At 36.4% G+C, this 8,952-nt stretch carries 9 protein-coding genes and 1 pseudogene; 6 read left to right on the top strand and 4 right to left on the bottom strand.

Going from position 1 to position 8,952, the window contains the following annotated elements:
* Positions 1-385 precede the first annotated feature (385 nt).
* The 4 genes from FTU91_RS14545 (at position 386) to FTU91_RS14530 (ending at position 3,438) form a co-directional block, all read left to right on the top strand.
* Entirely contained in the window at positions 386-808 is a 423-nt protein-coding gene (locus FTU91_RS14545; RefSeq protein ID WP_180082676.1) for a hypothetical protein, read from the top strand.
* Positions 809-1,201: 393 nt separating this feature from the next.
* Positions 1,202-1,792 carry a LemA family protein gene (locus FTU91_RS14540; protein WP_180082674.1) on the top strand — a complete coding sequence of 197 codons (591 nt, stop codon included), beginning with the start codon at positions 1,202-1,204 and terminating at the stop codon, positions 1,790-1,792.
* Between the two features lie 30 nt (positions 1,793-1,822).
* Positions 1,823-2,884 carry a YgcG family protein gene (locus FTU91_RS14535; RefSeq protein WP_180082672.1) on the top strand — a complete coding sequence of 354 codons (1,062 nt, stop codon included), beginning with the start codon at positions 1,823-1,825 and terminating at the stop codon, positions 2,882-2,884.
* Positions 2,878-3,438 (top strand): TPM domain-containing protein, encoded by a 561-nt coding sequence (locus FTU91_RS14530; protein ID WP_180082670.1) that lies wholly within the window; start codon positions 2,878-2,880, stop codon positions 3,436-3,438. The genes FTU91_RS14535 and FTU91_RS14530 overlap by 7 nt, the downstream gene beginning before the upstream one ends.
* A 395-nt stretch (positions 3,439-3,833) precedes the next feature.
* On the opposite strand, the gene FTU91_RS14525 is transcribed toward FTU91_RS14530, so the two are convergent.
* Positions 3,834-4,802: an IS30 family transposase gene (locus tag FTU91_RS14525; RefSeq protein WP_235663160.1), complete on the bottom strand. Its 969-nt coding sequence runs from the start codon at positions 4,800-4,802 to the stop codon at positions 3,834-3,836.
* 244 nt (positions 4,803-5,046) lie between these two features.
* Here FTU91_RS14525 and FTU91_RS14520 point away from each other — a divergent pair.
* A pseudogene (locus FTU91_RS14520) lies at positions 5,047-5,310 on the top strand (hypothetical protein); the annotation flags it as partial.
* 72 nt (positions 5,311-5,382) lie between these two features.
* Here the strand turns inward: FTU91_RS14520 and tfpZ are convergent.
* The 3 genes from tfpZ to FTU91_RS14505 form a co-directional block, all read right to left on the bottom strand.
* Positions 5,383-6,111 (bottom strand): TfpX/TfpZ family type IV pilin accessory protein, encoded by a 729-nt coding sequence (tfpZ, locus tag FTU91_RS14515; RefSeq protein WP_180082666.1) that lies wholly within the window; start codon positions 6,109-6,111, stop codon positions 5,383-5,385.
* A gap of 117 nt (positions 6,112-6,228) precedes the next feature.
* Positions 6,229-6,663: a hypothetical protein gene (locus FTU91_RS14510; protein ID WP_180082664.1), complete on the bottom strand. Its 435-nt coding sequence runs from the start codon at positions 6,661-6,663 to the stop codon at positions 6,229-6,231.
* Between the two features lie 74 nt (positions 6,664-6,737).
* A complete protein-coding gene (locus FTU91_RS14505) occupies positions 6,738-7,265 on the bottom strand; it encodes a pilin (RefSeq protein WP_180082662.1) in 528 nt (175 codons plus the stop codon).
* Positions 7,266-7,749: 484 nt separating this feature from the next.
* On the opposite strand from FTU91_RS14505, the gene FTU91_RS14500 reads away from it, so the two are divergent.
* Entirely contained in the window at positions 7,750-8,241 is a 492-nt protein-coding gene (locus FTU91_RS14500) for a pilin (RefSeq protein ID WP_180082660.1), read from the top strand.
* The last annotated feature ends 711 nt before the right edge of the window (positions 8,242-8,952 follow it).

Genomic DNA, 8,952 nt, shown 5'->3' with positions numbered 1-8,952 from the left:
TCATCAATAACACAGAAGATTTCTGTAAAATCAAACATGGTGGTTAGAGTCTTTGGTTTGTGTAGTAACTTTCTAAATGGCTCTAACCATCTTTTTTTCAAGCGGTTTTCTTATCCGTAATTCGGGTAAATTAACATTCTTGCTTTAAGGAAAAGTACGTTTTTCAGAGCATGAGTTTCGTTGAAGGAGAAAGATATTGCGTGAGTAGCTTCCCACCTCATCTTGCACTTTGTTTAAAGTAATGAGATTGAAGTGTTAAAAAGATAATATGCTACAGCTTCTTGTTTTTTACTTTTGGTATAAAAAGCTATATATTAAGGCACTAATTTTCCTTAGAATTACTTCACAATTTTCTTAAAATTTCCTATAGTAATAAGGCTAAAAAATGAAAAATATTTTTATTCTTGTCAGCAGTTTAAGTTTAATGGCATGTTCTTCTTTGCCAGCTCCATCAGGTTCAAAAAACTTATCTCAACAGACCCCTTCTTCTGCTTCAGGTAATACTGTAAAAGTGGCTTCGATTGATGGTAGCTATACTGGAGAGATCAGAGGAGACTATAAAAACTCGAAGTTTGCAAACTTGAAGATTGGCATGTCTAAACGCCAAGTCGAAGATATGGTTGGCATGCCATCAGATCAAAAAAACTACCAAACAGGTAAGGCTTGGATTCCAGTTGCAGGCATGTTTTCTCAAGATCAGTATCGTTTAGAAACGTATTATAAGAATGCAGGCCGTTTAGTATATGCTAAGAATGGCACTAAACTTTACCGTATTGAAGTAGATAAAACGGAAGATGGTTATCAATAATTGTTAATTATTGCATTACGGGCATTCGTGTCTCATAAAAGGGATCTTCATTGATCAGCTTAGTGCCAAGAATGTTAAGAAATAATCCGGTGCCATATTTGGTATCGGATTTTTTGCATCTCAGCCTGATATTTCTGGTTCTAGAGGATTGAGCAGCTCAGTTATGCTGTGAGGGGTGGAATAATGCAGATGATTCCGTCGCTTGTTTTTTTGTCTAATAGTATTCAGCATAAATACTATCATGCCCATGAACATTATCCGATTTAATGAATGATGGTGTTTGATGTTCAACTGGACAAAAAATTCATTAAAAAACTACATAAGCTTTAGAAAATACCGATAGAATGAAAAAATATTTAAACAAATACAAATAAATAATAGAGGAATATTTCAATGAATCTTATGAAGAAAACGTTTGTTATTTTGGCGCTAAGCACTACTTTGAGCCTATCAGGCTGTGGTTATAATACTTTACAGGTGAAGGATGAAGCGGTTACGGCTTCCTGGGCAGAAGTGCAAAACCAGTATCAACGTCGTGCCGATTTGGTGCCTAATCTGGTTAATGTGGTAAAAGGTTATGCCAAGCATGAAGAGCAGGTATTAACTGAAGTCACTCAGGCACGTGCTAACGTGGCAGGTTTAAAAGTGGATAAAAAAGTGCTGGAAGATCCGGCTTTATTCCAGAAATATCAGCAAGCTCAGGCACAGATGACCAGTGCATTATCACGCTTAATTGCAGTTTCAGAAAATTATCCTGACTTAAAGGCGAACGAGCAGTTCCGTGATTTACAGGTGCAGCTGGAAGGGACTGAAAACCGCATTGCGGTGGCACGTAACCGTTATATTGCCTCAGTTCAAGATTTTAATGCCTATTCACGGCAGTTCCCGCAAGTGATGACGACTAAAGTCATCGGTATGAATCCGAAACCGAATTTCAGTGCCGAACAGGGTGCACAAACAGCGCCTAAGGTTTCATTTGATTAATTGGGTAGCTGCATAAAAAAGGGTGCGCTGATGTCTGCTCCAGAAAATAAAAGTACTCTCGCTCTCATTGTGCAACTGCTGGTTTTGTGTTGTGCAATATTGTCCAGTCCATTTGCTTTAAGTGAGGTGACAACAGCCACGGATCATGAAGATGCCGTGATTGCAGGGAAAGTCATTCAGGAGCAGCAACAAGCCAATCAAAAGCAGCAAAAACCTTCATTACAGACACCCGTTCAGCAGCCGAAAATTGCCAATGATATGGCCCAAGGTGAGGCTATCCGTGGACTGCCGACTTTAAATGAACCGGTTGTGGATCAGGCTAATTTACTTAGTGCGGGTGAAAAGCAGGAGATCAGTCAGAGGATTATCAAGCTGCATGAACAGGGCAAGGCTCAAATTGGTGTGGTGATCGTCCCAACGACGGGACAGGAATATATTTTTGATTTCGCCATGCAGGTGGCTGAGAAGTGGCAACTTGGATCTGCAAAACAGGATAATGGTCTACTCATGGCGATTGCGGTGAATGACCGACGTATCCAGATTTTAACTGGCTATGGTCTGGAAGGTGTACTGCCTGATATTGTCGTAAGCCGAATCATTCGTAATCAAATTACCCCTTATTTTAAACAGGCTCAATATGCACAAGGTATTGATGCTGGTTTGGCTGAAATTGAACGGATTTTAAATATGGATCCTGAAGTTGCCGCCAATGCAGTACAGGAACTGAAAGAACGGCAAGAAAAGGCCTTACATGAACAACAGGCCAAAGAGAAAACCTTGAGTACAGCCTTGTTTATTTTAATTGCCGGGATTATTGGTTCATTTATTGTAGGCAAACCTTTAAGTGCTTCTACAGCAGCTGTCGCGGGTACGGTGGCTGGACTGGTCAATGGGGCTGGCTTGGTTACCAGTTTATTGATTGGCGTAGGGATCTTCTTTTTACTCATTACTGCAATTGCGCAAACCATTTTTCAGCTGGTACTTTCATCTGTCGGTCGTGGAGGTGGTAGAGGAGGGGGGGGCTTCGGTGGCGGTGGATTTAGTGGAGGCGGTGGCGGCTTTGGTGGAGGAGGAGCATCAGGATCATGGTAACAACAACAGATACGACAGAGATTGTCACACAAGCTAAAACAGCAGAAGTGAATCAGCCAAGTTTTAAGCGTTGGCTAAAGCATTTTTTATATATGCCTGCAACCAAACGATATTTCTCCAAACAGGATCAGGCAGCCATCGCTCAGGCAGTTAGCGAGGCTGAGTGTGGTCATATTGGGGAAATTCAGGTGGTGATTGAAGGTCATCTTCCTGTAAATCATGCCTATTTTCAAACCACTCGCATGCGTGCTCGTCAGCTGTTTGCAGAACTTGGGGTATGGGATACTGAATATAATAGTGGTGTACTTTTATATATTAATTTATGTGAATGTAAAGTTGAAATTTTGATTGATCGGGGGATTCAGAAAGCAACTGAACAAGCAGTTTGGGATGAAATTTGCCAAAATATCATTGCCCAGTTGGCTCAGAAGCAGTTTAGGTTGGCTGTAGTAACAGGTGTAATGAATATTGGGGAAGTGCTTAATCAATTTTATACTCAATCAGTTCAAGAGAAAAATAATGAATTGGGGAATGAGCCGATTATTTTGCGTTAGAAAATAGGTGGATTAGTGACATAAATCGTCACTTTTTTACTAAAAAAAACATTAAAACTACGTTGTAACAATTTTATTTTTTTAAAGTGCTGTTTTTTCTGTTAATTTTATTATAATCGGTCTTGGCACATTTAGTGCTATATATAAAATAAGCTACTTTAGCTTTACAAAGCTTATAAATAAACAAAAAACATTTGTGGAGAATGTTATGAAATCTATGCAAAAGGGTTTTACTCTTATTGATACTCCATAAGTGTCCATATAAAACTAAGTTTCCATAAGTAAGCTGATATGGACAAAATAATAAAATATGACTAATTATTTATAATCTTTTCTTAATAGGTCAATGCAACGATCAACTTTATTAATACCAATGTTAAGATTGTAGGGCGAATTCAAACATGAGGTGCGACAGTTTCAAAAGCCTTATGATAATCAACAAGCTGAGCAAACTTCTCTAATGGTGTAAGCCAGTCTAACGCTTTTCTAGGACGAGTATTCAGTGACATGGCAACTTGATTTAAATAATGCTGATCTGCCTGATTTAAATCAATCCCTTTAGGTAAATATTGCCTAATTAAACCATTCATATTTTCGCATGTGCCTTTTTGCCAGGGTGAATGTGGGTCACAGAAATATACATCTATGCCTAAATCTTCTTCGAGTTTTTTATGTTCTGACATCTCACGTCCACGGTCATAGGTCAACGTTTTACGCAGTTCTGCAGGTAAATATTTCAGAGCTTCAGTTAAAGCCTTGCGCACGGATTCTGCCTTTGCATCAGGTAATGTTGCCAAGATACAGAGCCGTGTATTTCGTTCAATAAGTGTTGCTATCGAGCTTTTATTGTCTTTACCTTTAATTAAATCGGCTTCCCAATGACCCGGTATTTTTCTTTCTTGAACTTCGGCTGGGCGCTCATGAATAGTTTTAATATCCTGTAATATAGAATCTTTTTTAGGTTCACCGTTAGCTTTTCGCTTTTTATTTTCATGACGCAGACAGGATAATAAGTCTTTTTTCAACTCACCCTTTGGTAATGCTCGTATAGTTGAGTAAATCGTTGTATGGCTTACATTCATTGTTTGATCCAAATCAGGAAATGTCTTTAAACGCTTTGCTATTTGCTGAGGAGACCATAAACAACGGATCGCTTCAACAATAAATTTCCAAAGGATTGAATCGATTTTGAGTTTTCTATGACCACGTCTACGTCTAGCGAAGGTGTGATCAGAAGCATATCGGGCTTGATAAACGTCATTGATGCTATTTCTTTTAAGTTCACGATAGATCGTACTAGGATGTCTTTTAATAAGTTCAGCAAATTTTCTGGGTGAAAAGCCTTCTTTTCTTGATTCAAGCATTAATGCAGTACGATCTTCAAAGTTAAGATGATGGTATGACAATTTTATATACTCCATAAACCCTTTAAATTAATTAGGTGGTTTATGTCGCACTTCAAGTTTTACTCTGCCCAAGTTTTAGTTTAAAAGAAATTTTAATTATAGCAAACTTAAAATAATTGTATAATAAAAATTTAATTAAATAAGTGTTTTTGAATATATTAATATTATTTTTAATAATTAATATGCTTATGTGATCAGCTAAGTGATATTAAAATCTGACTTTAAACGTTATTTAATTAAAAAGAGCTGTCATGCTATATTAATTGATGCAAGTTAGTTTGCAGCATAAGAAGTGGCACAAAATATTCTATCTCCTACACAGCAAATTGCTAAGGTAAAAGCTAAGTCTGCCAAAGTGAAAAGTGATTATGAACAGTTACAAGCTGATTATGAAAAACTTTTGGAAAAGTTTAATTCATTGCTGTTGGAGAATTTTGAGTTGAGGCAAAGTGCTCGGACTATTTGATTGATATAGCCACTCAGTTTGTGAACTTAGTGGCTTTTTAATAAATGGGCTAAAAATATGTCGTTAAAATTATTACCACGGTCTTAAATCGACAATTTTCACGACATTGCCCTGTTCATCCAGCAATACTGTCATATCCACAGCAATCGCTTTTAACGGCACCCAGCCAACAGCTTGTGGATATTTTGCCAAGATATCCGCAACACTTTTTTCATCATTATATTGTTTGAGCTGATCCAGTTTTTGCATACGTTGCTGGATTTGTGTTTTTGCAGTTAAAATATCGGTATAGCGTTCTGGACGTTGTGCAATTGAGATACCACCTAAAGCTTCCGCAAAAAGATCATTATTTCTTTCTTCATTTGTTTTGCCACGTTGAGCCATCACATATTGCGGTTTTAACCATGCAGGATGTTGATATTGTGGCAATGCCTTTGTAATATTTTCATCGACAATTTCATTTTTTCTAACCAGTTCGAAACGATCCACCACATAGGCAATCCATGCCGGACGACCTTGCTCAATGCTATAAACACCATAACCCAATGCAGATAATTGCAGTAAAATAATAATGCCCAAATCCATTTTTAAGGTTTTTTTGCCTTCTTTATAAACTAATAAACCCAAAACCGGACCAATAATGACGTCAATTGCCAGCATCATAAGGAAAATATGGGTAACGCCCACCGCCTTGGCAAGTGGTGCAGGATACCAGAGTAGGAAAACCACGCAAATCACCAGCAATGCAATGATTGCTGAAATCGTTAAATGACCGAGGAAAAATTTAAGGCGTTTAGACATTATCATAATCCTTTTTATATAGCTAACTTCTTTAATTGTTCTTTATTAATACATAAAAAATCTTCAATTTCATAATGTTTTAATTGTATCAACATAAATTTAACTATCGCTAATAAATTAGTTATTAAAAAAATGCCATGCATTTCTATATTGCAATAATTCTTTTTGATTGATACTGGCAACACCTTTACTCAGTTCTTTACCATTTTTGTTTCGAAATTTTTCTCTATATTCCATATCTATTTCTGCTACAATTCTAGATAAATCAGTTTGTTGGATAATAAAGTATTCTGCTTTTTGTTCTAAATCTTGAGGAAAGTAAACAAAACACCAAATTTTGTTTGAAGTCTGTGGTACTTTACCCAGTACCCATTTTTGATTAGATGTTGTTTTAACTTCTACCATTTTAATCTGATCATCATTCAGTACGATTATATCTGCTTTTTTTGAGTTTCCATATGTAATAGAAGCAGAAAATCCTCTCCTCATTAACTCGGCACAAACATTAAATTCGCCGGCCATTCCTAAAAGATATTTATCATTTTTTACCATAATATAACCCTTTGAACTCTAAAAATAAAAAACGCACCTTACGATGCGTTTTATTATTTCACATTATAAATAAATTATTTACATTCAGCAGGAACATATTTATCAGGCATTGTACCTGCTTTTGCAGTAGTAAAACCACGAGCTGTTGCTGTTGATTTAGTCTTAGAAGTACATACCCAATCAATGCTTCCACCAGTTGTTGCACTTGCTAAATCAGTTGTACCAATATAAGGAGTTAAAACGAGAGTTTTACTCAATGCATCAGTTGGTAAACCAGAAATATCACCGTCTGTTGCGGAGGTTACAGTAACTATACCTGAAGCTGGTGTAATTACAACTTTACTTACATATTTACTTGCTGTCGTTCCCGCTTTTTGTTCAGTTGCAAGCGCAGTTGCAGCAGCTTTAACTCCTGTTAAACCATTGCTTTGATAAGCTTCACTAACTGCTGATTTAGCAGAAGCACCCGCAGCAATCATTTCTGTTACTTTTGCACGAACTGTATAGTTTTGGTATGCAGGAATCGCTACAGCTGCCAAAATACCGATAATAGCAACCACAATCATAAGTTCGATCAGCGTAAAGCCTTTCTGTGTATTCATAGACATTCTCCAATTTGTTTTTAATAAAGCCTGTTAGCTGTTTAATTTATAGCATTAATTATGCCAATTGCTTATTTTTTTATAAGTTTATGAAATTTATCTAAATAAGTTTTATTTTAATTAATTTCGTGTGAGTTTATATGTGACAAAAAATGTTAGTTTTGTTGGAAGTATGTCAATATGTGTAAATTAAAAATACTAAGTGGGGTGTTAGGATTTGAAGAATTTTTGAAAATACCTCAAAAAAACGTATTACCATATTCGGTATTCATACTTTTCCTTAATTCAGATCAACTATAGCAAGAACATAATATTTAAGGCGAGCTAACGTAATCTCATCAAAAATTTTGATATGGACAAATTAGAAAAATTTGTCTTTTAAAAGGTCTGTCTATATGGACAAAATTATAATTAGAATAAATCAATATAATTCAGTTGGTTGATGCATGTCCATACAAAGTAACTTATGGAATGAAAAAGATTAATGATCGTTGTGGCGATTATCGGTATTTTGGCTGCTGTAGCAATTCCAGCTTACCAAAACTATACTGTACGTGCGAAAGTTACAGAAATGCTAAGTGTTGGCTCGGCTGCTAAAGCTGAAATTAGTGAAGCTTTCCAAAGCGGTGGTATTGTTGGGGTGAATGGTGCTGTAACAAGTATTGCTGCTTCTCCAGTAACAAGTAAATATGTGGCAAGCGTTGTTGGTACTCGTAATACTGGAGCAATTACAATCACTTCATCAACAGATGCAAGCCTACCAACAGAAGCACAGGGTAAAACTATTAAATTAACTCCTTATATTAATGTAAGTGGTACATCAACCGTTCTTTCTGCTACTACTGTCAGCAATGGTGAAACATTACAATGGGCATGTGGCTCGATAGGTACAGCAACGGCTGTATCTCGTGGTTTAACTGCTGCACAAGCTCGTGGTACTATGCCAGCGAAATATGTGCCTTCTGAATGTAAATAATTCAGCTTGAAGCAAAAAAGCCGATTTTATCGGCTTTTTTTATGGGTTATGATATATGAGAAATAGATTAAGAGTCGCACTTTATCACTTGGTCTTTACCTTCGTTATATACGTGATAATGCTTGCTGTATTTTGTTGGGGGAGTTACGCAGCACCACTCGCTAATGCGGTCGGTTTTTGGAACATCGTTAGCCTTATTATGCTTACAAGCTTAATCATAGGACCTTCCCTTACTTTTTTGGTGTATAAGTCTAAAAAGAAATCATTGAAATTTGATTTAATCTGTATTTTTATATTGCAAATAATTACACTTTTATATGGAGCATATACACTTTACATAGCACGACCAGTATGGATTGTACATAGTGTGGACCGTTTTGAGTTAGTTAGAAATACAGATTTATATGACCAAGACTCAATACCTAAAAATAAAAAGTTCGAATTTACACCTAAATTTTCTGTAAAATTTGTGGGAGTGGAGCTTTCGAAAAATCCGGTACAACGCCAAGAAGATCTATCTCGTGCAATGTTTGCCAAGTTAACATTGAGTATGCAGCCATCTCGTTATATTTTATACCAAAATGTCTCTGTACACGACAAATTTCATAGGATCCTTGTCCTATCAGGCTTTTTCTTTCTTAAAATTGCTAGCACTTTCTTAAATTCTTCTTTTTTTCCAAAACCAATCAAACGTAGAATAGCCATTTGAAC

Origin of the sequence: Acinetobacter sp. YH12201 (assembly GCF_013418145.1) — a bacterium.
GTDB lineage: Bacteria > Pseudomonadota > Gammaproteobacteria > Pseudomonadales > Moraxellaceae > Acinetobacter.
This window is presented reverse-complemented; position numbering and strand designations above follow the sequence as displayed.